Source organism: Chlorobium phaeovibrioides (assembly GCF_003968655.1).
GTDB classification, from domain to species: Bacteria; Bacteroidota; Chlorobiia; order Chlorobiales; family Chlorobiaceae; genus Chlorobium; species Chlorobium phaeovibrioides.
This window is the reverse complement of the sequence record NZ_RXYK01000004.1, coordinates 60,931-86,123: the sequence shown is the minus strand read 5'-3', so window position 1 is coordinate 86,123 and position 25,193 is coordinate 60,931. Positions and strand designations below refer to the sequence as shown.

23 protein-coding genes are annotated in these 25,193 nt (G+C 52.9%); 12 read left to right on the top strand and 11 right to left on the bottom strand.

Translation table 11 applies throughout. The annotated features are described in order from the left end of the window. The first annotated feature begins 64 nt into the window (after positions 1-64). Positions 65-535 carry a flavodoxin domain-containing protein gene (locus tag EKD02_RS04050; protein ID WP_126383894.1) on the top strand — a complete coding sequence of 157 codons (471 nt, stop codon included), beginning with the start codon at positions 65-67 and terminating at the stop codon, positions 533-535. Between the two features lie 70 nt (positions 536-605). On the opposite strand, the gene dnaJ is transcribed toward EKD02_RS04050, so the two are convergent. The 4 genes from dnaJ to prmC form a co-directional block, all read right to left on the bottom strand. Continuing rightward, positions 606-1,796: a molecular chaperone DnaJ gene (gene dnaJ / locus EKD02_RS04045; protein ID WP_011890547.1), complete on the bottom strand. Its 1,191-nt coding sequence runs from the start codon at positions 1,794-1,796 to the stop codon at positions 606-608. Positions 1,797-1,819: 23 nt separating this feature from the next. Further along, positions 1,820-2,404 carry a nucleotide exchange factor GrpE gene (locus tag EKD02_RS04040; protein ID WP_126383892.1) on the bottom strand — a complete coding sequence of 195 codons (585 nt, stop codon included), beginning with the start codon at positions 2,402-2,404 and terminating at the stop codon, positions 1,820-1,822. Between the two features lie 18 nt (positions 2,405-2,422). After that, on the bottom strand, positions 2,423-3,496 hold the full coding sequence (hrcA, locus tag EKD02_RS04035; protein WP_011890549.1) for a heat-inducible transcriptional repressor HrcA: 1,074 nt from the start codon (positions 3,494-3,496) through the stop codon (positions 2,423-2,425). 135 nt (positions 3,497-3,631) lie between these two features. After that, the gene (gene prmC / locus EKD02_RS04030) at positions 3,632-4,516 is read right to left on the bottom strand and encodes a peptide chain release factor N(5)-glutamine methyltransferase (protein WP_126383890.1); all 885 of its coding nucleotides are present in this window, start codon (positions 4,514-4,516) and stop codon (positions 3,632-3,634) included. 181 nt (positions 4,517-4,697) lie between these two features. Between prmC and EKD02_RS04025 the strand changes: the two genes are divergently transcribed. Then, positions 4,698-5,459, top strand: a complete 762-nt coding sequence (locus EKD02_RS04025) for a DUF4412 domain-containing protein (RefSeq protein ID WP_126383950.1) — start codon at positions 4,698-4,700, stop codon at positions 5,457-5,459. Between the two features lie 51 nt (positions 5,460-5,510). After that, positions 5,511-6,956: a proline--tRNA ligase gene (proS, locus tag EKD02_RS04020; RefSeq protein WP_011890552.1), complete on the top strand. Its 1,446-nt coding sequence runs from the start codon at positions 5,511-5,513 to the stop codon at positions 6,954-6,956. Between the two features lie 57 nt (positions 6,957-7,013). On the opposite strand, the gene EKD02_RS04015 is transcribed toward proS, so the two are convergent. Continuing rightward, on the bottom strand, positions 7,014-7,604 hold the full coding sequence (locus tag EKD02_RS04015; protein ID WP_011890553.1) for a peroxiredoxin: 591 nt from the start codon (positions 7,602-7,604) through the stop codon (positions 7,014-7,016). A gap of 122 nt (positions 7,605-7,726) precedes the next feature. On the opposite strand from EKD02_RS04015, the gene EKD02_RS04010 reads away from it, so the two are divergent. Then, complete coding sequence (locus EKD02_RS04010) at positions 7,727-9,049, top strand: NCS2 family permease (protein ID WP_011890554.1); 1,323 nt, start codon at positions 7,727-7,729, stop codon at positions 9,047-9,049. A gap of 19 nt (positions 9,050-9,068) precedes the next feature. Continuing rightward, positions 9,069-9,929 (top strand): nitrilase-related carbon-nitrogen hydrolase, encoded by an 861-nt coding sequence (locus tag EKD02_RS04005; RefSeq protein ID WP_126383888.1) that lies wholly within the window; start codon positions 9,069-9,071, stop codon positions 9,927-9,929. A 5-nt stretch (positions 9,930-9,934) separates the two neighbouring features. Here the strand turns inward: EKD02_RS04005 and ispE are convergent, their stop codons facing one another. Further along, positions 9,935-10,810, bottom strand: a complete 876-nt coding sequence (gene ispE / locus EKD02_RS04000) for a 4-(cytidine 5'-diphospho)-2-C-methyl-D-erythritol kinase (protein WP_126383886.1) — start codon at positions 10,808-10,810, stop codon at positions 9,935-9,937. A gap of 150 nt (positions 10,811-10,960) precedes the next feature. Here ispE and EKD02_RS03995 point away from each other — a divergent pair, with 150 nt between their 5' ends. Together EKD02_RS03995 and EKD02_RS03990 are read left to right on the top strand one after the other, a co-directional pair. Further along, entirely contained in the window at positions 10,961-11,674 is a 714-nt protein-coding gene (locus EKD02_RS03995) for an SPOR domain-containing protein (RefSeq protein WP_126383884.1), read from the top strand. Further along, positions 11,671-12,804: a sigma-54 interaction domain-containing protein gene (locus tag EKD02_RS03990; RefSeq protein WP_126383882.1), complete on the top strand. Its 1,134-nt coding sequence runs from the start codon at positions 11,671-11,673 to the stop codon at positions 12,802-12,804. Before EKD02_RS03995 ends, EKD02_RS03990 begins: the two co-directional genes overlap by 4 nt. On the opposite strand, the gene lnt is transcribed toward EKD02_RS03990, so the two are convergent. Then, on the bottom strand, positions 12,792-14,408 hold the full coding sequence (gene lnt / locus EKD02_RS03985; RefSeq protein ID WP_126383880.1) for an apolipoprotein N-acyltransferase: 1,617 nt from the start codon (positions 14,406-14,408) through the stop codon (positions 12,792-12,794). The two genes, EKD02_RS03990 and lnt, sit on opposite strands and share 13 nt — an antisense overlap. A 178-nt stretch (positions 14,409-14,586) precedes the next feature. On the opposite strand from lnt, the gene EKD02_RS03980 reads away from it, so the two are divergent. Continuing rightward, positions 14,587-15,687: a bacteriochlorophyll a protein gene (locus EKD02_RS03980; protein WP_011890560.1), complete on the top strand. Its 1,101-nt coding sequence runs from the start codon at positions 14,587-14,589 to the stop codon at positions 15,685-15,687. A 68-nt stretch (positions 15,688-15,755) separates the two neighbouring features. Here EKD02_RS03980 and EKD02_RS03975 read toward each other — a convergent pair whose 3' ends face one another. Further along, positions 15,756-16,157, bottom strand: coding sequence for a MerR family transcriptional regulator (locus EKD02_RS03975; RefSeq protein WP_011890561.1), 402 nt, complete (start codon positions 16,155-16,157; stop codon positions 15,756-15,758). A gap of 81 nt (positions 16,158-16,238) precedes the next feature. On the opposite strand from EKD02_RS03975, the gene EKD02_RS03970 reads away from it, so the two are divergent. Continuing rightward, positions 16,239-17,996 (top strand): ABC transporter ATP-binding protein, encoded by a 1,758-nt coding sequence (locus tag EKD02_RS03970; protein ID WP_011890562.1) that lies wholly within the window; start codon positions 16,239-16,241, stop codon positions 17,994-17,996. 29 nt (positions 17,997-18,025) lie between these two features. Here EKD02_RS03970 and mutS read toward each other — a convergent pair whose 3' ends face one another. Next, positions 18,026-20,650, bottom strand: a complete 2,625-nt coding sequence (gene mutS, locus EKD02_RS03965; protein ID WP_126383878.1) for a DNA mismatch repair protein MutS — start codon at positions 20,648-20,650, stop codon at positions 18,026-18,028. 254 nt (positions 20,651-20,904) lie between these two features. Here mutS and rplU point away from each other — a divergent pair, with 254 nt between their 5' ends. From rplU to mdh, 3 genes are all read left to right on the top strand, one after another. Continuing rightward, positions 20,905-21,195: a 50S ribosomal protein L21 gene (gene rplU, locus EKD02_RS03960; protein WP_011890564.1), complete on the top strand. Its 291-nt coding sequence runs from the start codon at positions 20,905-20,907 to the stop codon at positions 21,193-21,195. A 43-nt stretch (positions 21,196-21,238) separates the two neighbouring features. Further along, positions 21,239-21,493, top strand: a complete 255-nt coding sequence (gene rpmA, locus EKD02_RS03955; RefSeq protein ID WP_011890565.1) for a 50S ribosomal protein L27 — start codon at positions 21,239-21,241, stop codon at positions 21,491-21,493. Positions 21,494-21,639: 146 nt separating this feature from the next. Beyond that, positions 21,640-22,569, top strand: a complete 930-nt coding sequence (mdh, locus tag EKD02_RS03950) for a malate dehydrogenase (protein ID WP_011890566.1) — start codon at positions 21,640-21,642, stop codon at positions 22,567-22,569. Between the two features lie 267 nt (positions 22,570-22,836). Here mdh and EKD02_RS03945 read toward each other — a convergent pair whose 3' ends face one another. Both EKD02_RS03945 and EKD02_RS03940 read right to left on the bottom strand, forming a co-directional pair. Further along, positions 22,837-23,907, bottom strand: coding sequence for an agmatine deiminase family protein (locus EKD02_RS03945; protein ID WP_011890567.1), 1,071 nt, complete (start codon positions 23,905-23,907; stop codon positions 22,837-22,839). A gap of 25 nt (positions 23,908-23,932) precedes the next feature. Continuing rightward, entirely contained in the window at positions 23,933-25,183 is a 1,251-nt protein-coding gene (locus EKD02_RS03940) for a M48 family metallopeptidase (protein WP_011890568.1), read from the bottom strand. Between the last annotated feature and the right edge of the window lie 10 nt (positions 25,184-25,193).

Below are 25,193 nucleotides of genomic sequence, written 5' to 3'. Positions count from 1 at the left end.
TTCCTGCGATTCATTATTATGAAATCATAACAGCCGTTTCCCGCAAACAAAGAACCGCATACCCATGAAAGCAATTATCCTGTACGACAGCCGGAGCGAGGGCGGATCAACAGACCGGCTGGTTGATGCCATCGGACAGAAGCTCGCCGGGAAAGGGATGGATGTTGAAAAAGCCCGATGCCGGGCACAGGCCGATTACAGCTTCATCAGCGAGTTCGACCTGGTCATCATGGGCGCTCCGGTCTACTACCTCATGGTCTCTTCGCAACTGCTCGGCGCACTGATACAGAGCAACCTCAGCAGCATGCTGAAAAACAAGAACACAGCTCTGTTTCTCGCCTGCGGCAGCCCGCAACCTATGGCTGAACTTCTCTATATGCCGCAGATGAAAATGAATCTGCAAGGCAGCCGCATTCTGGCCGAAAAAGTGTTTGCACCTGCAGAGACTTCGGATATGGAGGTCATTGGAGAGTATGTTGACACCATCTATGCAGAGTGGCTCAAGGAAGAAGAAAGGCGGGGAAAGAGAAAATAAGCCTCGGGAGTACAGGCGAAAACTGAAAAAAAAGGCCGGGAATTCCCGGCCTTTTTCATTCCTCGGTCTTTCAACCGATGATGTCCTTCATTTTCTCAAAGAAACTCTTTTCAGTTCCTGTCCCGTGAGCTTCAGGTGAAATGCCGGGGGACTTGCGCAGCCCTTTCAGCAGCTCTTTATCAGTCGCAGAGAGGTCTTTGGGAACAAAGACATTGACCCTCACATACTGGTCGCCCTTGCCCGATCCCCTGAGATGACCGATTCCGTGGCCGGGAATGCGAAGCATGGTTTCGGGCTGGGTTGAGGGGGGAATGGTCATTTTAATGGCGCCATCAAGTGTCGGCACTTCAACCTTGGTTCCCAGCACAAGATCCGGAAAACTCACTGCAAGACTGTAGATGACATCGTCGCCGTTGCGCACGAAGAACTCATGCGGCTTTTCTTCAATCACAACGATAAGGTCGCCCGAAGCTCCACCCCGTGGACCCGAGTTGCCCTGACCGCGAAGGGTGAGGTAGTTGTTATCCTGAACTCCAGCCGGGACCGTTACCTTTACCGTTACCTCTCCCTGCTTTATGCCCTCGCCGTAGCAGGCCGGGCAGCGGTCTTTGACAATACGGCCTTCACCGCCACATGTGGGGCAGGCGGCAATATTGACAAACTGGCCGAACATTGTTTTTGATGCCTGGCGAACTTCGCCCGTGCCATGGCAGGTCGGGCAGGTTTCTGTCGCCCCCGTTTTTGAACCGGACCCGTTACACTCTTTGCAGGGCACCTGTTTCTTGATTTTGAGGGTCTTTTCAACACCCTTGGCAATCTCTTCAAGCGAGAGCTTCAGGCGGATTTTCAGATCCGTGCCCTGTATTCCAGCAGAAGCGCGGCTGCGTCGCTGCCCACCGCCAAAGGCATCTTCAAAGCCACCACGGCCCCTTCCGCCACCACCACCGCCAAACATGTCGTTGAATGCGCTGAAAATGTCGCTGAAATCAGCCCCTCCTGCACCGTAAGCACCTGCACCACCACCCGAAGCAGCTGAAGAGCCAACACCCGCATGGCCGAACTGGTCGTAGCGGCGGCGTTTATCATCATTGCTGAGCACTTCGTAAGCTTCGTTCACCTCCTTGAAATGATCCTCAGCATCCTTGTTGTCGGGGTTCTTATCGGGGTGATACTTCAGCGCAAGTTTTCTGTATGCCTTCTTTATTTCATCCTTGTCGGCTGAACGGCCTACACCAAGGATCTCGTAATAATCTTTTTTCATGGTAACATCCGCAAATTATGGATCTATCGGGAGACAATGACCTTGGCATGCCGGATGACCCTGTCACCCAGCAGGTAGCCGGTCTGGTACTGTTCAACAATTGTATCGGGCTCGGCATCAGGGTGCTCTATCTGTGAAATGGCTTCATGGAAATCCACATCCAGCTTCAGCCCTATGGCCTCAATCGGCTTGACCCCTTTTTCTTCCAGCCAGCGATCAAGGTTCTTTTTCATCAACTCAACCCCTTCAATAAAAGGTTTAGCTGCAACCGGAATGGCTTCAGGCTCGGGAGCATTGGCCAGAACGCGCTCAACATCGTCAAGCACGGGGAGCAGCTCACGGAGAATGGTCTCTTTTGCCCGTAATGAGGACTGAACCGCCTCGCGCTCTTTCTGTTTGCGGAAGTTCTCAAACTCTGCGGCACGGCGCAGCACTTCGTCGCGAAGTTTTCCGCTCTGCTCTTTTTCAGCAGTGAGCGCCGCTTCAAGTTCTGCCACGCGATCTTCCTTCTGCGGCTGAGGTTCAGCAGGTTCAGCATGCAGGGTCCCTTCCTGTTCCTGCAACGGCTCTTCGTTTTCGGGCATTGGTTTATCGCGGTGCTTCATCATAAATATTCCATCCTGTTGTTAGTTTGCATCAGTCAATGTCGCTGTCAGAGAGTCCGCCATATAGTTCAGGACCCGTACAGCGTGTTCATAATCCATTCGTTTCGGGCCTAAAATCCCGAGTCTCCCCACCATGTTTCCCGCATAGTACGGGGTGGAGACAATTGTCAGATCTTCTGCCTCCCGGGTACTGTTCTCACTGCCGATGCTGATGGTGACATCCATGTCTGAAGGTCGCAGGGCCTCACTCATATGGCCGCTTTTTTCCACAAGTCTCGCCACGCTGAACTTATCCTCAATCATGGTGATGAGTTCACGAACCCGTTCAGGCTGCTTGAATTCAGGCTGGTCAACAATGTATTCAGTTCCCGATATATAGAGCCGTTCAAAAATCGGAGACTCGTCAAAAAGGCTTCCCGCAGAACGGACAATAAGATCTTTCAATGCACCATCCCCGTGAGAGCCCGCAAGCCGATGGGCAATTGAACGGCGGATTTCCGAAAGGGTCAGGCCGGCAAGGCGTTCGTTGATGACATTGGATACCTCTTCAATCATCTTTCGCGACACTTCCAGAGGCAGTTCCATCACAATGGTCTTGACAAAGAGCGAGTGGATGGAGAGAATCACCATCATCCTCGTTGAACTGAGCAGAACCATGTCAAGCCTCTCAAACACTGCATCCGACAGGGTCGGCGAAAGCACCACGCTCAACTGCCGCGATATACATCCCAGCACTTTGGCCGCAGAAAGAAGAACATCTCGCGATGTGCCCGGATGTTCCATGGCAATCTGCCCGTAATCGGTCTCCATCCTGCGTTTCTCATCTTCATCTATCCGCTGCACCTTCATGATGAGGTCAACATAATACCGGTAACCAAGGTCGGTAGGAATGCGACCCGCTGATGTATGCGGCTGGTGTATATAGCCTTCATCCTCCAGATCGGCCATGACATTGCGTATCGTGGCGTCGGAAAGGCCGAGGCTGTAATTCCTTGCTATGTACCGTGAGCCTACCGGGGCGGCTGTGACCACATACGACTGTATGATAATACCCAGAACCTGCCGCTCCCGCAAACTCAGTTCACGAGAACCCATCTACTACCTGCTGAATAAATAATAATGACTTGCCCAAAAAAACTGAATGTACGAAAAACCAACCGAATTCCCCTCTCTTCCACTTAAGAGAGAAAGAGTTTCACCACTGAGAACGCACCTCCCAATCAATAAATTTCAAGCCTGCAGCCTGCCCGACACTAGCCTGTCGAGCCCCGAATAGTCTTTCGTCACAGTGATGGCAGAAAATCCCGATGAATCCATAATGGCGCCGACAGCAGCCGCTCCCTCAGCATGCACTTCAAAACAGAGTACTCCTTCCGGCTTCAGGAGCTCTCCTGCATGACCGGCTATTGCACGATAGCACTCCATCCCTGTCGGGGTCGTGAGTGCCAACCGTGGCTCATACTCGCGCACCTCCCGCTGCAGAAGCTCCCACTCGGCATCTGGAATATAGGGCGGATTGGAAACAATGAGCGAATAGGTGCCTGCTGAAAAAGGTGCAGTGAACGAGTCGCGGAATATGTCGGCCTCGTGAAAGCGGACCCGGTCCTGCACCTTATGGGCAAGCGCGTTGCCCCGGGCAACTGCAAGGGCTTCAACAGAGCAGTCAAGGGCGTCAAGCACGAGGGAGGCGTTACGGAGCGCCATAGTGACGGCTATGCATCCGCTCCCTGTCCCGATATCCATTACCCGGGCGCTCTGTGTGTTCTCCAGAAAACCCAGAGCATGCTCCACAAGCAGTTCTGTTTCGGGACGGGGAATGAGCACCCGCTCATCAACATGGAACTGCAGACCGTAAAAAAACTGCTCTCCGGCAATGTACTGAACAGGGCGGCCCTCCAGCCGCTGCCGGCAGAGCCCCCTGAACCGTTCCAGCTCATCGGGGTAAACCGGCCTCTGGTAGTTCAGATAGAGCTCAATGCGCTTGAGTCCGAGCACCTGCGAAAGAAGCATTTCCGCACCAATGCGCGCCTCATCAACACCTTTTGAAGAAAAAAATTCCTCTGTCGTTTTCAGGAGGTCGACCACCTGCCACTCACGCACCTGCTCCATCAGCATTTTGCTGCAGTGCCGGAAACCCGTGCCGCTCCGCCACGCGCTCCCGACCCCTTTTTCTGAAAAATCACACTCTCGAGAACAATGTACAGCTGCCACCGCTTTAAAAAAACAAGGGAGCCGTTACTTTGCTGATATTTGCGTAGCTTTGAAATGCATACCCATGAATAGAGAAGCGAATCCGATGAACAGAACAACAGCAACCATGAAAAAAGCAGCAATACTCCTCATCCTCCTGCTCTTCAGCATCCCGGGCCCGTCCACCAAAGCAGCTGAAAAGTTCAGTGGCGTCATGGAAATGATGCTCACCATGCCCTCCGGAAAAGGCGAACTGACATTCTCATTCGGGCGGGAGGCGCAGCGAATGGACATGTTCCTCCAGATGGACAACATACCCGCTCCTGTGCGCAGCACAATCATCACCCGAGCCGCAGAGCCCGACCAGGCAACCCTGCTCAACCACGACGCCCGCAGCTGGGCATCGCTCAACCTGAAAAATGCAGCTGAAGAGGCAATCCTGCTCGATTTCGACAGCAACTACACGCTGGAAAAACTCGGAACAGTGAAACTGCACGGTTACAGCTGCCAGCTCGTCCGCCTCACCAGCCGTACCGAAAAGCTTGAGCTCTGGCTCACCCGCGACCTCGGCAGTTTCACCTCGTTCAGCCTCCTTCAGCGCCAGAATCCGCACTTCTCCAATAGCGCACTCTCAAAAAAACTTGCCGCAGCAGGTGTTGACGGCTTCCCGGTCAAAACCCTTCAGCACAGCCAGAACGGCACATACACAATGGAGCTGGTAGAGGCATGGCCGAAAAGCGTTCCCGATTCACAGTTCCGGGTGCCGGCCAATTACACCCGCATCTCGGCCAACACCCCGAAAATCAGCAAGAGCCAGAAGGAGCACCTGAAAAACCTGATGGAAAAGATGAAAAAGTTTGAACAGTAGTCGTATATTTTCCCCCTCCACTCCTCTCAACATAATATATCCCCAGAACCTGTGGCAGATAAAATCACCTCAAGAGAAGCAGATTATTCCCAATGGTATATTGATCTGGTCCGCTCAGCAAAACTTGCAGACTACTCCGATGTCCGCGGATGCATGGTCATACGGCCGAACGGCTACGCAGTCTGGGAAAAAATGCAGGCCGCCCTCGACCGGATGTTCAAAGAGACCGGCCATGTGAATGCCTATTTTCCCCTCTTCATCCCTGAAAGCTTCATAGCCAAAGAGGCCGAGCATATTGAAGGGTTTGCTCCCGAATGCGCTGTCGTCACCCACGGCGGCGGAGAAGAGCTGGCGGAAAAACTCTATGTTCGCCCCACCTCCGAAACCATCATCTGGTCATCCTATAAAAAGTGGATCCAGTCATACCGCGACCTCCCGCTCCTCATCAACCAGTGGGCCAATGTCGTGCGGTGGGAAATGAGAACCCGGCTTTTTCTGCGCACCACGGAATTCCTCTGGCAGGAAGGCCATACCGCTCATGCCACCCCCGAAGAATCGCAGGAAGAGGTGATGCGGATGATACGCGTCTATAAAACATTTGCTGAAGAGTACATGGCCATGCCGGTCATCATGGGACGGAAAACCGACAGCGAAAAGTTTGCCGGTGCAGATGAAACATACTGCATTGAAGCGATGATGCAGGACGGCAAAGCACTGCAGGCCGGAACATCCCACAACCTCGGACAGAATTTCGCCAAAGCGTTCGACTGCCAGTTCCAGACAAAAGAGGGAGTGCTCGACTATGTCTGGGCAACCAGCTGGGGAGTCTCCACCCGCCTTATCGGTGCTCTCATCATGGCCCATTCAGACGACCGCGGGCTGGTTCTGCCGCCAAAACTCGCCACCCGCCAGGTGGTCATCATCCCCATCCTCAGGGGCGACAAAGCTGCCGTGCTTGCAAAAGCCGAGTCCATGGCTGCGGAACTCAAAGAGAACGGAATTCCCGCCTTTGTGGACGACAGCGAACAGAACTCACCGGGATGGAAATTTGCAGAATACGAACTGCAGGGCATTCCTGTGCGCATTGAGGTAGGCCCGCGCGACATTGACAAAGGGGTCTGCATTGCCGCCCGCCGCGACACGCTTGAAAAAACAGAACTCCAGCTTGACGCCACCCTGGCCGTCCAGGTGAGCGGCATGCTCAGTGCAATGCAGGCCGACATGTTCCAGAAAGCGCTCCGGTTCCGGGAAGAGAACACCCGGGAAGTCACAGATTACGAAACATTCAAGAGTGCTGTTGAAGAGGGATTCGTCATCGCCCATTGGGACGGCACAGCCGAAACAGAGGAGAAAATCAAGGAAGAGACACGGGCCACCATCAGGGTGCTTCCTGAAGAGAGCGACTACCGTGAGCACTACCACATGGACGAACCGGGAGTATGCATTTTTTCGGGCAAACCATCATCACAGAAGGTGGTTTTCGCCAAAGCCTATTGATATTTTCAGTTTTCAGTTCTCAACACCAAACATTGAGAACTGAAAACTTATTATAGATCAATCGTTTTTGAAGAAATCCTTCAGCCCTTCATCGGTCGGCTTCATGGCTTTATCGCCCTTGTTCCAGTTTGCCGGGCATACCTCACCGAACTGCTCTGTAAACTGAAGCGCATCCACCATTCTCAGCACCTCATCCACATTGCGGCCAAGCCCCAGATCGTTGACAACCTGATGACGCACAACGCCTTCGCAATCAATCAGGAAGAGACCCCGCAAGGCAACGCCCGCACCCTCTGCCAGCACATCATAATCTGCCGACACGGTTTTGTTGAGATCTGAAAGCAAAGTATAGGTCACACCCTGAATACCTCCCCGGTTGTGCGGCGTGTTCAGCCAGGCCAGATGCGAAAACTTGGAATCTACCGAGCAGCCGAGAACCTCCACATTCCGTTTCTTGAACTCCTCAAGCTTCTCCTGGAAAGCGTGCAGCTCTGTCGGGCAGACAAAGGTAAAGTCGAGGGGATAGAAAAAAAGGACAACATACTGTCCTCTGAAATCACTCAGTTTACATGAATCAACAAACTGTGAGCCGCCAACAACGGCCTCCACATTGAATTCAGGCGCTTTACGGCCAACAAGGACACTCATGGCTTTCTCCGATCAAGGGTTTTGGTGAGATGAATCGCTAAACAAGACTTATTTAGTCCAATATAAACAATCCCGCTCTTTCGCAAAAAAACATTATTCTTCCAGTGGCTTGACAATGTAAAATGGCTGAGTATACAATGAGCATCTCCTCCTATTTTGACTTCAAGGGTCACCGCACCGGCTACCGGCAGGAGTTTCTTGCAGGGGCAACCACCTTTTTCACACTCGCCTACATCATCGTTGTCAACCCCGCAATTCTGGAAGCGGCAGGCATCCCCAAAGGCCCTTCCATGACGGCCACCATCCTGACAGCCATTGCAGGAACCCTGCTCATGGGCCTCTACGCCAAACGCCCCTTTGCCGTTGCCCCCTACATGGGTGAGAACGCATTTATCGCCTATACTGTTGTCCATACCCTCGGATATTCCTGGCAGACTGCCCTTGCAGCCATTTTCATCAGCGGCATTCTCTTTACCCTCCTCACACTTGCAGGGCTCCGTGAATGGCTTGCCCGGTCCATACCCCTCTCCCTCAAACACAGCTTTGCCGTCGGCATCGGTCTCTTTCTGGCATTTCTCGGCCTCGGCAACATGGGCATCATCACCCTCGGAGTACCGGGAGCGCCCCTCCGTCTTGCAGATATCACCGGACTGCCGGTCCTTTTGAGCCTTGCAGGGCTGCTGGCAACCGCAGTGCTGCTTGTGCGCAAGGTAAGGGGAGCCATCCTGATTGCCATGGGTGCCACAACCGGAGCCTTTCTCCTGCTTGGTCTTCTTCCTGTTCCCCCCACCCCTGTCAGTCTCCCCCCCTCAATTGCCCCAATATGGATGCAGATAAACTTTCAGGGGGCTCTGGTATGGGGGTTTGCCGGAGTAGTCACCAGTGTACTGATCATGGATTTTGTCGACACAATGGGCTCACTCTTCGGCCTCTCCTCCCGCGCCGGCCTGCTTGATTCTGAAGGAAACCTTCCCCAGATTGAAAAGCCGATGCTTGTCGACGCTCTCTCCACAGTCATTGCATCACTTCTGGGCACCACCACCGCAGGTATTTACATTGAATCAGCCACCGGCATCGAGCAGGGTGGCCGAACGGGCTTCACGGCCATTGTGGTTGCAGGATTTTTTGTTCTTGCGCTCTTTTTTTCGCCGCTGCTTACCATCGTCCCCCCCTTTGCCTACGGTCCATCCATGGTCATTGTCGGTTCATTCATGATCTCCTCAATCCAGAAAATGGATTTCAGCGACTACAGTGAACTGCTTCCCGCATTCATCACCATTGTGCTGATGATTTTCTCTTTCAATATCGGTGTTGGCATCACCGCCGGCTTCATTGCCCACACGCTTTTGAAACTCCTGACAGGGCGCTCCAAAGATCTGAACGCGGGCATGTGGATCCTTGCTGCTCTCTCTCTTATCTTTTATCTTTTCTATCCCTATCACTAAAACCAGGAAAGAGACAACAATGCGCAAAGCTAAGCTGCATATAGCCCAGACCGACTGCACACTGGCGAATTTCGACGACAATCTTGAACGCCACTGCCGAATGACGGAAGAGGCAATCCGCAACGGAGCTGACGCCATAGCATTCCCGGAACTCTCGCTGAGTGGCTACAATGTTCAGGACGCGGCGCAGGATATTGCCATGCATATCCACGACCCGAAGCTTCAGCCGCTTCGAGAACTGAGCCGGCACATCTGCATCATCTGCGGAGGTATTGAGCTGAGCGAAGACTACGGGGTCTACAACTCGGCCTTCATGTTTGAAGAGGGGGAAGCCCAAAGCATCCACAGGAAAATCTACCTGCCAACTTATGGAATGTTTGAAGAGCTGCGCTACTTCTCTGCCGGACAGGAGATTCGGACGGTCGATTCAAAGCGGCTCGGCAGAATAGGAGTGGCCATCTGTGAAGACTTCTGGCATGTATCGGTTCCCTATCTGCTGGCCCATCAGGGCGCGCAGCTGATGCTGGTTCTGATGTCAAGCCCCCTGCGCATGTCGCCAGGAAACGGCGCTCCCGCAATTGTTGAGCAGTGGCAGACAATTGCCTCCACCTACTCATTCCTCTTCAGCTCATTTGTCGGCTGCGTCAACCGGGTGGGGAATGAAGACAGCTTCACCTACTGGGGCAACTCGTCCTTGAGCGGCCCGGATGGAACACTCATGGCAAGCGCCCCGCTCTTTGAGGAAAAGGTTCTGGAATGCATGCTTGACTTCAACGCAGTCAAGCGGACCCGGCTTCATTCATCCCACTTTCTCGATGAAGACCTCAGGCTCATTTCAGCAGAGCTCAACACCATCATCACCGGAAAGCCCCGGGGGTAAACTGGTTACTGCCGCATGGAAAATCCCGGTGGGGTAAGACTCACCGGGTAGCCTTTTGCTTCCATTGCAGCCATCACTTCCCGCGCCGCCGACTCCCCTTCAAAGAGACCATAGACCGCAGAGCCACTCCCCGAGAGAGAGGAAAAGAGTGCGCCTGCCGAAAGAAGATCGGTTTTCACCTGCCTGACATTGCCGAACTGCTCAAACACCGCCGACTCGAAATCATTCTCAAAGAGCCGCAGCAGCTCCGCTTTCCCATCGGAAGAGAGTTGCCGGGCAAGAGCTTGAAGGTCAGGGCGCTCAAGCTCAAAGCGTCTGTGGAAATGTCCGTAGGCCCACGCGGTGGAAATATGCTCGCAAGGAAAGACCGTCACAATGAACCACGGAATGGTCATGTTGAGATCAACCAGCTCATCACCTATGCCGCCGGCATAGGCAAGCCCCTGCATTTCGAGAAAATAAGGAACATCGGCTCCGAGTGAAACGGCAAGCCGGTGAAGGTCGACGGAGGACAGGTTGATGTCCCAGAAAGAATTCAGTACCCTGAGCACCGTTGCCGCGTCACTGCTCCCTCCGCCCAGACCTGCACCAAAGGGAACCCGCTTGTCGAGCAGCATTGACACACCCTCTTTCACACCACCCTCATCCTGCAGGAGACGGGCCGCCCGTACACACAGGTTGCTGTCATCAACCGGCAGATCAGGGTTGGTGCAGCTCATCTCAATGGCATCTGCTGCACTGAAGGAAAGAATGTCATACCAGTCTATGGGAGCAAAGAGCGTTGAGAGGGTATGATACCCGTCATCGCGCTTTCGGGTGATGAACAGGCCAAGGTTGATTTTGGCAAACGCTTTTACTGTCAAAGGTGTCTTGATCTTCATATGTCACTAAGGGTTGTGAAGCCGGGAAAAAAGAGATCAGAACGGGGAGTATGACGGATGGTTCCGTTTCAGGGAAAATTTTCTCATATTGCCACAACAGGCACCGATGCCGCATGATCAACGATTGAAACTGTCAACCGCCCTACACAAATGCATACCAGCCATTCGCTGCTGAAATTCCGCCCAGGCCTGTTCCTACTGCTTCTCATGACAATATTCCTGTCGCCTTCATCCGCACACAGCGCAGGAGCCCTATCCTTCAGCCGGCTCATAACGCAGGCTGTCAATGAAGATAAAATTTATTTGCTGGAAACGATTCGCCAAAAAGCAACCATCAACTCCGAAAAAACAGTCATAGAGGCCCTCCTGACCAAAGACGGCCCCAAAGCCGCAGAGCTTTTCAAAAAGCAGCTCACCCTCTACCCCGATCCTGCAATGGACGCAATCAGCAAGGCAAGACTTACTGACTACAAGACCGCTCTTGCCGCAGAACCGCCCCTGCCGAAACTATCAAAACCTCTACCGGCAAGGACTCTAGCGCCCCCCGCTCATACAGCGCAGGCAGCCGGCCCGGCAGTTCAGATGACGCCCCTCCAGTCAGCGCTTGAATCACTGAAAAAAAATGCCTCATCCGATGCCGGGCAATCAAGAAAAGGATTCACGCTGCAGTTCGGCAGCTTCGGTTCCAGAACCAATGCAGAAGCTCTTGCGGCAAGAATTGCACCCTACGGCCCTGTCGTCATTGTTCCTGAGAACCAGATGCACAAGGTACGCCTGAACAGCTCGTTCGGCTCTGAAAAAGAGGCGAAACAAGCCGGAAAGGCAATCCCCTTCGGATCCATTGTCCTTCCCGCCAGCCGATGAAGCCCGATACAGTTATCATTGGCGCCAGCGATGTGATGGAGCGTCTCCGTCAGTTTGCGCTTCAGGTGGCAGAAACTGACATCACCGTCCTTATTACCGGGGAAACCGGGTCGGGAAAAGAGGTTCTCGCACGATTCATCCACAACCACAGCCGGCGGGCCGGAAAAAGCTTCATACCCGTCAACTGCGGAGCCATCCCCACGGGCATTCTTGAATCAGAGCTCTTCGGACATGAAAAAGGGGCTTTTACCGGCGCTGTACAGGCAAGGAAAGGATATTTCGAAACGGCCGACAGAGGCTCCATCTTTCTTGACGAAATCGGCGAGATGTCGCTTGAAACCCAGGTCAAGTTTCTCCGCGTCATTGAGAACGGAGAGTTCCAGAGGGTCGGGGCATCATCAACCATTTACTCCGACACCCGCATCATAGCGGCCACGAACAAAAACCTCATGCAGGCGGTTGCGGAGCACAATTTCCGTGAAGATCTCTATTACCGGCTGCGCAGCGTGGAACTCCAGATTCCCCCGCTCAGGGAACGCGGCCGCGACATTCTGCTGCTCACGGAGCATTTCGTCCACGAATTCCAGCAGAAGCACACCATTCCCTTTGAAGGATTCACCCCCGATGCCACGGAAATGCTTCTGCGCTACCCATGGCCGGGCAATGTACGCGAACTGCGCAACCTTGTTGAATCACTTCTGGTTCTTGAAAAGGGGCGGGAGATAACCTCGGGAATTCTTGACAAGCACCTTATCCAGCGAAACCGGTTCAAAAGTCTGGTGCACGACCCGGTACGCTCAGAAAAAAACGAACTGCAGCTTCTCTACAGCAGCCTCATTCAGCTCCGCCAGGAGGTGAGCGACATACGGCACATGGTCCAGCAGCTTATGGAACCAGACCGTCCGCTTCATACCGCCCCGTTGCTCCTTCCCGACCCGTCGGAAAACACGGAACCACCTTCAATTACCGAACCCGGACCGGCACCCGCACCACCCTCACTTGACGAAGCGGAAAAAAAGACTATCATTGAGGCCATCAACAGGTGTGGGGGGAATAAAAAAAAGGCGGCTGCCGCACTCGGCACAACGGAGAGGACTCTCTACCGGAAAATCAAACGCTACGGTCTCTGAGGGGACCTTCTGCGGAAAGCAAAAGCAAAAAGAGCTGCCGTCATGAGAAGCGAGGCTTTCGGAAGAAGATCCGGCCACCGGGAATAGAAACTCAGCTCTTTTTCCAGAGGCACATCTCCGCTCAAGGTCCCCTTCTCCCACCATGACAGTTCAGCACCGACGCGCCCGAACCGGTCAATAAAGGCGCTCACACCCGTATTGGCACAACGAGCCATCGCCCTCCGGTTTTCAATGCAGCGGAACCGTCCGATTGCAAGATGCTGCCAGGGGCCATAAGAGGTTCCATACCAGCCATCATTGGTCACCAGCGTCAACAACCCGGCCCCTTGCCTGACAAAGCCGGCAACATAGCCAGGGAAAATGGATTCATAACAGATGATGTTGGCCAACACCACACTCTCTTTGTCCACAGTCTGCATGGTCATGAGCGTTGCTCCCGGTCCCTGTCCCCAACTCCCGGCTCCTGTCAGCGAGAAATTCAGCCTCTCAAGCCAGGGCAGCTGTCCCGAATAGGGAACCCGTTCGGCAAAAGGGACAAGGTGCGCCTTCCTGTAGACCTGCACACTATCATTGCGGGAAGAAAGCAGAAGGGTGGCGTTATATGACTCTTCCATCATGCCCGTCAGAGGATCCTGTTGACCCGGGCCGCCAGAAGGAAGAACCCCGCCGGCGGGAAGGCGGACGATATCGGTAAACCCGGAAAGAAGGGTGGTGTCCCATAAGCCTGCAGAGTGGCGAAGGAATCGGTAATAGTCACGATAACCGGGCTCAAGAATCGGAAACGACAGGGCGGTTTCCGGCCAGATGACCAGATCGGGATGCTCCCTTTCCACAACATCAGCTGTCATGCGCGAGTGAAGAACAAGGGTGCCGAATGCACCAAGCTGCTCCCATTTCTCCACAGGGTTGAGGTTCGGCTGTACCAGACTTATACGCACTGAGTTCCCAGGTGCTGCGCCATCAGCACCAATAACCCTGGCGCCATAGAGCAGCGGCAACAGCACCATAACAGGCAGCGGCACGAGATAGCGGAGCCGGCGGCCTTTCGGAGCATAGAGGGCGGCAACGACCAGCGCATTGAAAGCGTAGAGCCAGAAACTTACTCCCCAGACTCCCGTCATGTCGGCATACTGCACCATCGGGGTAAGCAACGCCTGAGAATTGCCGAATGTCAACCACCCCAAAGAGAGCTCCTGCTCCATATAGAGCCACTCCCATCCAACCTGGACGAACGGAAGGGAAAAGAGTGCAAACGAAAAACCGGCCATCCTCCTGAGTGCAAAAAAGAGCATGAACGGCACAGTCAGAAAAAAAGCCTGGGCCAGAATAGTCAGCACTCCCCCAGGAAAAGTCGCAAGAGAGACCCACCAGAGCGCGATGAAACAGTAAAGAAGCATGGCGGCATAAACCTTTCTGAAAAAATCCCCTGCACGGCGGACATCCCCCAGAGAAAGAAGAAGAGGAACCAGGGCAACCCAGGCGAGAACTTCAAGGCGAACGGAAGGGTAGGACGGAAAAGCCACACCAAGAAGCAGGCCACTGAAAAGAGGGGCCCTGAAAGCCGAGTTGCGTAACCCGCCAACAATTTGAAAGAAAAGGGACATCACAAAGCAATTGGGTTGGAGGAGAAAGAGATAAACGCGCCGAAGATATTTTGCTTTATATATTGAATAATATTCTTTAAATTTCTTTCAAGCTGTTATTTAACAGGAGTATGCGAAAGAAGTTCCCGACTCCTAAAAATATCCAATTTCAACGCCATCAGAAAAAGGAGAAATCATTATGGCTCTTTTCGGCACTAAAGACGCAACCACCGCACACTCCGACTACGAAATCGTACTCGAAGGCGGTGCCAGCTCATGGGGCAAGGTTAAAGCCAGGGCAAAAGTAAATGTCCCGCCGGCTCTTCCCTTGCTGCCTGCAGACTGTAATGTCAAGATCAATGTGAAACCTCTGGACCCCGCAAAAGGGTTCGTAAGGTTCTCGGCAGTCATCGAGTCCATAGTGGACAGCACTAAAAACAAGCTGGTGGTTGAGGCTGACATAGCCAATGAAACCAGCGAAAGACGGATCTGTGTAGGCGAGGGTTCCGTGACCGTTGGTGATTTCTCCCACTCCTTCTCATTTGAAGGCTCGGTAGTCAATCTGTTCTACTACCGTTCAGATGCAGTCAAACGCAATGTCCCCAATCCCATCTACATGCAGGGGCGGCAGTTCCACGACATCATCATGAAAGTGCCTCTCGACAACCCCGATGTCATTGACACCTGGGAAGGCACAATGCGTTCCATGCAGACAACAGGCGCTTTCAATGACTGGATCCGCGAGTTCTGGTTCATCGGACCTGCCTTTACCGCACTTAACGAGGGCGGCCAGAGAATTTCCAAGGTTGAAGTCAACAGCATCGGCACCCAGAGCGGAGAAAAAGGCCCTGTCGGTGTCACCCGCTGGCGCTTCTCCCACGGCGGTTCCGGCATCGTTGACTCCATCGCACGCTGGGCCGAGCTTTTCCCTGCCGATAAACTGAATCGTCCCGCTTCTGTCGAGGCTGCATTCCGTTCAGACTCACAGGGCATTGAAGTCAAGGTTGACGGCGACTTCCCCGGTGTTTCTGTTGATGCCGGCGGTGGACTCCGCAGAATCCTCAACCATCCGCTCATTCCGCTGGTTCACCACGGCATGGTCGGCAAATTCAACGACTTCACTGTTGACACACAGCTCAAGGTTGTTCTCCCGAAAGGCTACAAGATCCGTTATGCGGCACCTCAGTTCCGCTCACAGAATCTTGAAGAGTACCGCTGGAGCGGTGGCGCTTATGCCCGCTGGGTTGAGCATGTATGCAAAGGCGGCACAGGACAGTTTGAAGTCCTTTACGCTCAGTAAATCAGGCTGTAATAAGACAAAAAAGACCGGTGCAAACCGGTCTTTTTTTTCTCCACGAAACCCCCGCGCTATCCGAGGAGCTGGAGAATATCCTCTATTTCCGACTTTATCTCCCGCAAGAGGCCCTCACGGCGCTCCCCCACAAGCCGATTCTCTTTCTGAGTCTGCCCCATCTCCTTCTGCAGCTTCAGAATCTGTGCGGTTTTATGATCATCCTCCCGTGAAGGCTCCTCTCCCTTCAGAATGTTTCCGGCCTTCTTCAGCCGGTAGCCCTGCTCATGAACAAGCTCCTTGATTTTGAGCACCAACGCCATGTCGCGGTTCGTATACCGACGGTTCCCGCGGGTATCGCGCGCAGGCCGGAGTTCGGTAAAAAAGGTCTCCCAGTAGCGAAGCAGATAAGCGGGGACCCCCGCAATTCTCGACACCTCTCCGATGGAGTAATAGTTTTTTGTTGTTTCAAACGGCATAAGCACTCCGGAGTATGAGGGTATTTTGATTTCCTGTTACTTATTATACATTACAACCGTCACATCAAAAACCCTTGACGGATGAAAAATTTACTCAGCCTGAAACCCTACCTTTTCAGGTATTGGAAAAATCTGCTTGCCGGGTTTTTCTTCATCATCCTCACCAACTTTTTTGCTGTTGCCGGACCGCGCTACATCCGCATTGCCATAGACACCATGACCGGCCCGTTCGTCATTGAGGATGTTGCCCACAACGCCGGACTCTATGTTCTCTTTGCCCTTGTGAGCGGCTTTTTTCTCTTTCTCGTCCGCCAGAACATCATTGTGACCTCGCGGCATATAGAATATGACCTGAAAAACGCCTACTTCCGCCACCTCGAAAAACTCCCAAGGCGATTTTACAATACAACCAGCACAGGCGAACTCATCTCCCGGGGAACCAATGACCTGAATGCCGTAAGAGATTTTCTCGGCCCCGGCATCATGTACTCCCTCAACACTTTTTTCCGGCTTCTCTTCGCTCTTGTGGCCATGATTGCCCTTTCACCAAAACTCACTTTCTTTGCGCTTCTTCCAGCTCCACTTCTCAGCTGGTCGGTCTACAAGATTGGTCAGTCAATGCAGAAACGGACCAAGAGCATTCAGGAAAGCTACGCCGGAATTACCAACCTTGTGCAGGAAAACCTTTCAGGCATACGGATAGTCAAAAGCTATACCCGCGAACTCTTTGAAATCAGCCGATTCGAAAAACTCAACCAGCAATACTACACCAAAAACCTTTCACTCGGGAAACTGCAGGCACTTTTTTTTGCTTTTCTCACTGCCCTGACCGCTTTCTCCCTTCTCCCGGTGGTATGGATAGGCGGCATAAATGTGATTGAAGGAAGTATGAGCATCGGCGGCATAGCGCAGTTCATTGTGTATGTCACCATGCTGAGCTGGCCCATAATCTCCATAGGCTGGGTTACCAGCATCATCCAGAAAGCTTCGTCTGCACAGGCAAGGATTGATGAAATTTTCGCCATGCAGCCAGAAGAGAACGAACAAAGCAGAGAGAGCGGCAACAGCGAACCTGCAGACTTCCGGGGCAGCCTCGCTTTTGAAAATATCAGCTTCAGCTATCCCGGAACAAAGAGCGAAGAGATTCTCCGCGATATCTCATTCTCGATAGAGGCCGGCTCCAAAACTGCGATTGTCGGCGCAACCGGTTCCGGTAAAACCTCTCTGGTCAACCTCATCCCGCGACTCTATGAGCCCACAGCGGGAGCCATTCTCATTGACGGAAAAGACATTCGCAGCATTCCGATTACAACCCTCCGCGAACTTGTCGGATTCGTCCCTCAAATCAACTTCCTTTTCTCCGACACCATCGCCAACAACATCGGCTGGGGAAGCCGTGAAAGCACCATTGACGAAATCATTGCAGCCAGCCACTCGGCCATGCTCCATGAAGAGATAGAGGAGTTCCCGGACGCTTTTGAAACCATGCTGGGTGAAAAAGGGATAAACCTCTCCGGAGGTCAGAAACAGCGCACCTGCATTGCCAGAGCAATTGCATGGAACCCGCGCATTCTTGTGCTCGACGACGCCCTCTCGGCAGTCGACACAGGCACTGAAGCCCGACTGTTTGATGCCCTGCTCAACCGCCTCCCCGGCACAACGGTCATCCTCATAAGCCACAGGATTTCCACTGTCAAAAACTGCGACCGCATCATGGTGCTCAGCGAAGGCAGAATTGCCGAAAGCGGAACCCACGAAGAACTCCTTGCCAGAGGAGAGCTCTACCTGGAACTCTACAACCAGCAGCTGCTTGAAGACGAAATCCTCTCGATGAACTGATAGGTGCTCTCCACCCCCGCCCGGACGGCTCAACTGTGCCCACGGAGCAGCTTCTGAAGTTTTTCGAGTTCCAGCAGGGCCTCGATCGGGGTGAGCCGCTCAAGGTCAAGATCCTGAAGAGCAGTCTTCAGCCGCGAATCAACTTCATCAAACAAGCTGATCTGCATGTTCTCCTGAACGGAAAACGAACGGTCCGCGAAGGATACATCCTTTCTTTCAAGCCCCGACATGATTTCGCGCGCACGCTCAATAACCTCATTCGGCATACCGGCCATTCTTGCCACCTCTATGCCATAGCTGTTGTCGGTTGAACCCCTGACGATTTTGCGCAAAAAAATCACCCGCTCGCCGCTCTCAACAACCGTAGCATTGTAATTGACCACACCCGGAAGGCGCTCTTCAAGCTCGCTGAGCTCATGATAATGGGTGGCGAACAGGGTCCTGGCGCCAAGACGGGTGATAATGTACTCGCTCATGGACCAGGCAATCGACATGCCGTCAAAAGTGCTGGTTCCCCGACCTATTTCATCAAGAAGAATCAGGCTTGAGGAGGTGGCATTGTTGAGAATGCTGGCTGCTTCGTTCATCTCAACAAGAAAGGTGCTCTCGCCCGATGCAAGATTGTCGGAGGCTCCGACGCGCGTAAAAATGCGGTCGACCATTCCGATTTCAGCCCGTTCAGCCGGTACGAAACTGCCGGCCTGTGCAAGCAGCACAATCAATCCAGTCTGGCGGAGATAGGAGCTCTTGCCTGCCATGTTAGGCCCTGTTATCATCAGCATCCTCTGCTGCCCGTCAAAATGGCAGTCATTCTTCACAAACGGCTCATCAGGCTTCATGATGCGCTCAAGCACCGGATGGCGACCCTCTGTAATCAAAAGCCCCTCATGCTCTTTCATCTCCGGCTTGCAATACCCATACTCCTTTGCTGAAAGGGCGAAAGAGGCAAGCGTATCAATTTCTGCAATGGCAAGGGCACTTTCCTGAATGGAGGCAGCCCTCTCCGCTATGGAGGCACAGAGTGCTTGAAAAATCTCAGCCTCAAGGCGGAGGCTTCTCTCCTCTGCATTGAGAATCTTCTCTTCATAAGCTTTCAGGGCAGGGATGGTATAGCGCTCCGCATTGACCAGCGTCTGTTTTTTCATATACCCCTCGGGCACACGATCAAGATTGGCACGGCTTATTTCAATATAGTAGCCGAACACCCGGTTGTATTGCACTTTGAGTGAAGAGATGCCGGTCCTCTCCCTCTCTTCCCGCTGTATATCCATCAGGCGCTCTTTGGCCATTGAAGAAACACTGCGCAGCTCATCCAGCTCATCATTGCAGCCAGAACGAATATATCCACCATCGCGCACTGTTGCCCCGCACTCTGGATCGACCGACCGTTCAATTTCCGATACCAGCTCCGGAAGAGGCTGAAGCACTGCCGCCAGAGAGCGAAGAAGGGCGGAGAGGGCCGGGAGAAGCAGGTCGCGGAGCTGCGGAAAAACCGCCAGTGAGCGGCCCATCTGGAGCACCTCACGAGGCGATGTCCGAAAGGTTGCAATCCGGGCGAGAGATCTCTCAAGATCGTTGATTTCAGACAGAGAGCACCGAACGCCCTCAGAAAGCTCGGAGCTCTGAAGCAGCTCTTCAACTCCGTCATGGCGTTCCGCAATTGCTTCCGCAACCCTGAGCGGCCGCTGCAGCCAACGGCGGATGAGTCGTGCACCCATAGGATTCACCGTCCGGTCCATCACCTGAAGGAGACTTCCGTGGGGTGAACCGTCCTGCATTGAAGAAACAATCTCAAGATTGCGCTTAGTCTGTAAATCCAGCGTCATGAACTCCCCGCCCTGCATCTCGGAAATTCTGGTAATGTAGGCACGACGGCTCTGACGGGTTTCATCAAGATACTGCAGAACAACCCCGGCCGCTACCCGTCCTGCCCGGTTGCCCTCAATACCAAAGCCCTTGAGCGAATGGGTCCTGAACTGTCGCGACAGCACCGTTTCGGCCTGCTCTTCACTGAACATCCAGTCGTCAAGTCCGGTGACAAGCATCCCCGTCGCGTAGCCCCGGACAAGATCCTCAAGGCGGCTTTTCTCTGAAGCTGAAACAAGCAGTTCTGCCGGACCCAGAGAGAGAATGGTATCGCGGAGTGAATGGGGAGGAAGTGAAGCAATTCTGAACTCTGCAGTTGTCACATCAAGGTAGGCAATGCCGGCAACCGGGGTTCGCCCCTCTTTCAGAAAAGCAACTGCGGCAAGATAGTTGTTGTGGCGGTCTTCAAGAATGGAGTCACTGTAGGTAACCCCCGGGGTGACAATCTCGGTGATCTCCCGTTTCACAATTCCCTTTGCCTCAGCCGGATCCTCAACCTGCTCACAGACCGCAACCTTGAAACCCTTGCGGACAAGACGGGCAATATATCCTTCACTGGCATGGTAAGGAAACCCCGCCATGGGAATATCGGGCGCTGAACCGTTTGAGCGACGGGTCAGAACAATGTTGACCGCTGCTGAAATGGTGGCCGCATCATCAAAAAAAGTCTCATAAAAATCGCCGACCCTGAAAAGCAGCAGGTAATCAGCATATTGCTTCTTCACATCAAGATACTGGCGCATCATGGGAGAAAGCTCTTTGGATGCTCCGCTTTTTTTTGCTGCCATTGCCCGAACAGACCCGATTGATGAAAAAAACCTGCAAACCCGCCCCATTCATGCTGCCATCGGGAACACGGGCGTAAAACCACAGAATATGAAACTACTGCCGTGTACCCAAATAACCAAACCTCCGAACGGCTTACCGGGGCTCCCGATCACGCCACTCCGGCAGAGAGCGAATTTCTTGACAAGATATTTGAACTTCAGGCAAAGAATACTATATTTGAGACCTTTATCATTAATATCATAATACGAGCAAGATGCAGGCGCTGATCAAGATTTCCGACAAACAGTACCTGGTGCAGAAAGGCGATACGCTCTTCGTGCCCAGACAGAAAACCGACATTGGCGGCACCATGGAAATTGCCTCCATGGCACGCATTGACGGTGCAAATACCGTTCTGAATCCTGCCGAAACCGTTACCGCAAAAGTTCTTGGCCATGTCAAGGATGACAAGGTGGTGGTGTTCAAGAAAAAACGCAGGAAACGCTACCAGTCAAGAAACGGCCACCGTCAGCAGATGACGCAGATTGAGGTGGTTTCACTCTGAAAAAAGGCTGAACTGATTTTTTAACGAAAATTTATTTTTTCTCATGGCACATAAAAAAGGTGGCGGATCGACAAAAAACGGCCGCGACAGCAATCCTAAATATCTCGGTGTGAAAGCTGCCGGAGGCTCAACCGTAGCCGCAGGCACCATCATTCTCCGCCAGAGAGGCACCGTCATCAAGCCGGGCGTCAATGCCGGAATTGGACGCGACCATACCATTTTTGCACTTGAGGACGGCGTCGTGACCTTCCGCAATGGCCGCAACAACAAAAAACAGGTGGACATCATCGCCCCCTGAGTTTGGGTTGCCCGGAAAATAAGGTTATATTTAGCATAGCCGTCTTACAATATAAGACGGCTTTTTTTATGGAATCTCCAGTTGTGGCCAGAACGACCAGATGCCGCCGAACTCTATGCTTACACACCATTAAAATCTGATATTGTATGAAAATCACAGTGATAGGAGCAGGTCATGTAGGGGCAACCGCCGCACTGCGCATTGCTGAAAAACAGCTGGCAAGAGAAGTTGTCCTTATTGACATTATTGAAGGGATTCCCCAGGGGAAAGCGCTTGACATGTACGAATCAGGCCCGGTCGCGCTGTTTGACACCATGGTCAAAGGCTCAAACGACTATGCCGACTCCGCAGATTCCGATATCGTACTCATCACGGCTGGTCTTGCACGCAAACCTGGTATGAGCCGTGAAGACCTCCTCATGAAAAACACCGCCATCATCAAGGATGTGACCACACAGGTGATGCGGTATTCCGTCAACCCGATTCTCATCATGGTATCCAATCCTCTGGATGTCATGACCTTTGTTGCCCATACGGTAAGCGGACTCAAGCCGGAACGGGTCATAGGCATGGCCGGCGTGCTTGATACTGCCCGTTTCAGGAGCTTCATCGCAGAGGCACTCAATGTCTCCATGCAGGATATCAATGCCTTTGTGCTCGGTGGCCATGGCGACTCCATGGTCCCTGTTGTCAAGTACACCAATGTTGCAGGCATCCCCCTCACCGAACTGCTTCCGAAAGAGACCATCGACGCAATTGTGGAGCGTACCAAGAACGGAGGCATTGAAATCGTCAACCATCTGAAAACCGGATCGGCATTCTATGCACCGGCAGCATCAGCAGTTGAAATGATTGAGTCGATAGTCAAAGACCGCAAGCGCATTCTCCCCTGCACCACCTGCCTCGGGGGACAATACGGCATCAATAATGTATTCTGCGGTGTTCCTGTCAAGCTGGGAAAAGAGGGTGTCGAGCAGATTCTTGAAATCAACCTTGACGACAATGAACTCAAGGCACTTCAGGCCTCAGCGGCAATCGTGGAGAAGAACTGCAAAAGCCTTGCTTCTGCGATTTGAGGAGAAGAAAAAAGAGCTAAAAAAAAAGCGGCTTTTCAGCCGCTTTTTTTTGTGAGCAGATGTCCCCCATTACATCTGCTCAACCCCACGGGCGTGAGGTATTTCATAAAAGAAATAGCAACCACCGTGCCAAACCATGAGAAAAAGAAAATATTTTCTTTAACTCATTTTTAAACAAGAAGTTAGGGGGAAATAAAAATCGCCCGGCAGATCAGATTTCTGCCGGGCGACGCTCTTGACACAGATAAGGCGATACAATCTGTGCAGTTATGAAACAGATGACGCAGAACAGGCCAATACAAGAGGCTCTTCATGGGTGACGCAGTGAATGGCTCCTAACCCCCAGACAAGATCCCTGCAGTCAATCCCCACAACCCGTCTTTCGGGGAAACAGCTCTGGAGAACGGCAAGTGCCTCACTGTCGCGCCGGCACCCATAGACGGGCACAAGCACAACACTGTTGGCTATGTAGAAATTGGCATAACTTGCCGGGAGGCGTTCCCCTTCGTAAAAAAACGGCTCGGGCATGGGCAGCTTTACCACAGTGAGCGGCTTGCCATGCTTGTCGGCAAAGCCTTTCAGGAGCTGGTAGTTGTGCTGCAGCGGCAGATGGTTCTCATCCTCCGGATCATCCTCAACGGCAATCACAACCGTTGTCTCATTGACAAATCGCGCCATGTCATCCACATGGCCGTCGGTATCGTCACCTGCTATTCCCTCACCCAGCCAGATCACCGTTTCTGCCCCGAGCCACCGATAAAGGTTCTCCTCAATCTCGCTGCGGCTCATCAACGGGTTGCGATTCGGATTCAACAGGCATGCTTCCGTTGTCAAAAGAAGTCCGGCGCCGTTCACATCAATCGCCCCGCCCTCAAGCACCATGCCCGGCTTCACTGCCGTCAGACCCGAAAGGGCAGCCACCCTTGAGGGTACGGCATTGTCATCATCGAAAGGCTCATACTTACCGCCCCAGGCATTGAACTCCCAGTCAAGAATGACCTTGTCACTCTTCCCGCCATCTGCACGGCAGACAAAATTCGGACCATGATCACGACACCATGCGTCATTGGTTGGGATAGAATGGAAAAATATCCGTTCAATGCACAGCTCGGGATGGGCGATCTCCATAATGAGCTTTCTGGCAGCGGCTTCCATTTCCCTGTCAAGCACATTGATGTGAACCTCTTCCGAAGAGCTCAGCCAGGAGGCAAGTTCGGCAAACACGGCCGGAACCGGCCCGAATTTTCCCGGCCACGACTCAAGCTTGTGCGGCCATGACAGCCAGGTTGCTTTGTGGGGTGCCCATTCAGGGGGCATCCTGTAGAGTGGTGCATCCATAGGGATGGTTGGTATAGTGGATGAATCAGCTCCTGGAGGACTCAAGAGTTCTTCGTAACCGCCCGATACGCAAACTGACTGGCGGATGAGAATAGGTCATGAAAACATGAAGCGGATGGGGCGTCAGGTTGGTCAGGTTGCTTCGCGAAAGATTCCTCAAGGCGGTAATGAGTGCCTCCCCGCGGCTGTAGGTGGTAACAGCAAAATGGTCGGCTTCATACTCGTGCTTTCTTGAGAGCATCTGCAGGACTATGGAGAGAATGAACTCCACGGGAGTATAGAGCAGCATGAAGAACACCAGACTTCCATAGACTGAAATGTGCTCCATGAAGAATGCCTCAAAAAGTTTGGCGTTACCGATGAAAAGCGAAAGCAGAAAAAAGAGCACCCCCATGTTCACAATGCTGACAACCATCCCGATCAGGATGTGTTTTTTTGTATAATGGCCAATTTCATGTGCCAGAACAGCAACCAGTTCATCGACCGAATGGCTTTTGATGAGGGTATCAAAGAGAGCAATTCTCTTTCGTTTTCCGAATCCGGTGAAAAAGGCGTTTGCTTTGGAAGAGCGTTTTGAACCGTCAATGACATAAATACCCGAAAGCGGAAACCCTACCCCGGCGGCATAGTCGGTTATGGCTGATTTCAGTTCACCATCCTCAAGCGGCACAAACCGGTTGAAGAGCGGCATGATCCATGCGGGAGCCACATACTGGAGCAGAAGGCTGACAAGGGTGATTCCGCCCCATGCCAGCAACCACGCAATGCTTCCGGCTGACTGAAAAAACCAGAGAAGCAGAGCGAGAAGAGGCGCACCTATAGCCACTGAAAGCAGCAGGGTTTTCAGAAGATCGCCCGCAAACACGGCAGGAGTTGTCCTGTTGAAACCGAACCTCTCCTCTAACACAAATGTCCGGTACAAGGTAAAGGGAAGCGAGAGCACCGACTGGAGAAGCAAAAGGGAGCCTATATAAAAAACCCCCGTCATGACTGAACCGAGGGCGAACCCCCGAAGAAACTGGTCAAGGAGGTTGAAACCGCCGGAAAACCAGAAGACAAACAGCAGGACAAGGTCAAACGCACTGCTGAAAAGCGACAGCCTGCTGGTTTCGCGGAGATAGGCCTGTGACTTCCCATAGGCCTCATCGGTGTAAAGATCTCTGAATTCAGTCGGCAGCGGTGCGAGCGACGCCCTCAGATTCAGGAGCGTTGAAATGAGGTTGATGAGAAAAACGGTGACAAGGGTACCGGCAATAACTGAACCGAAAATATTCATGCTCGCTGCA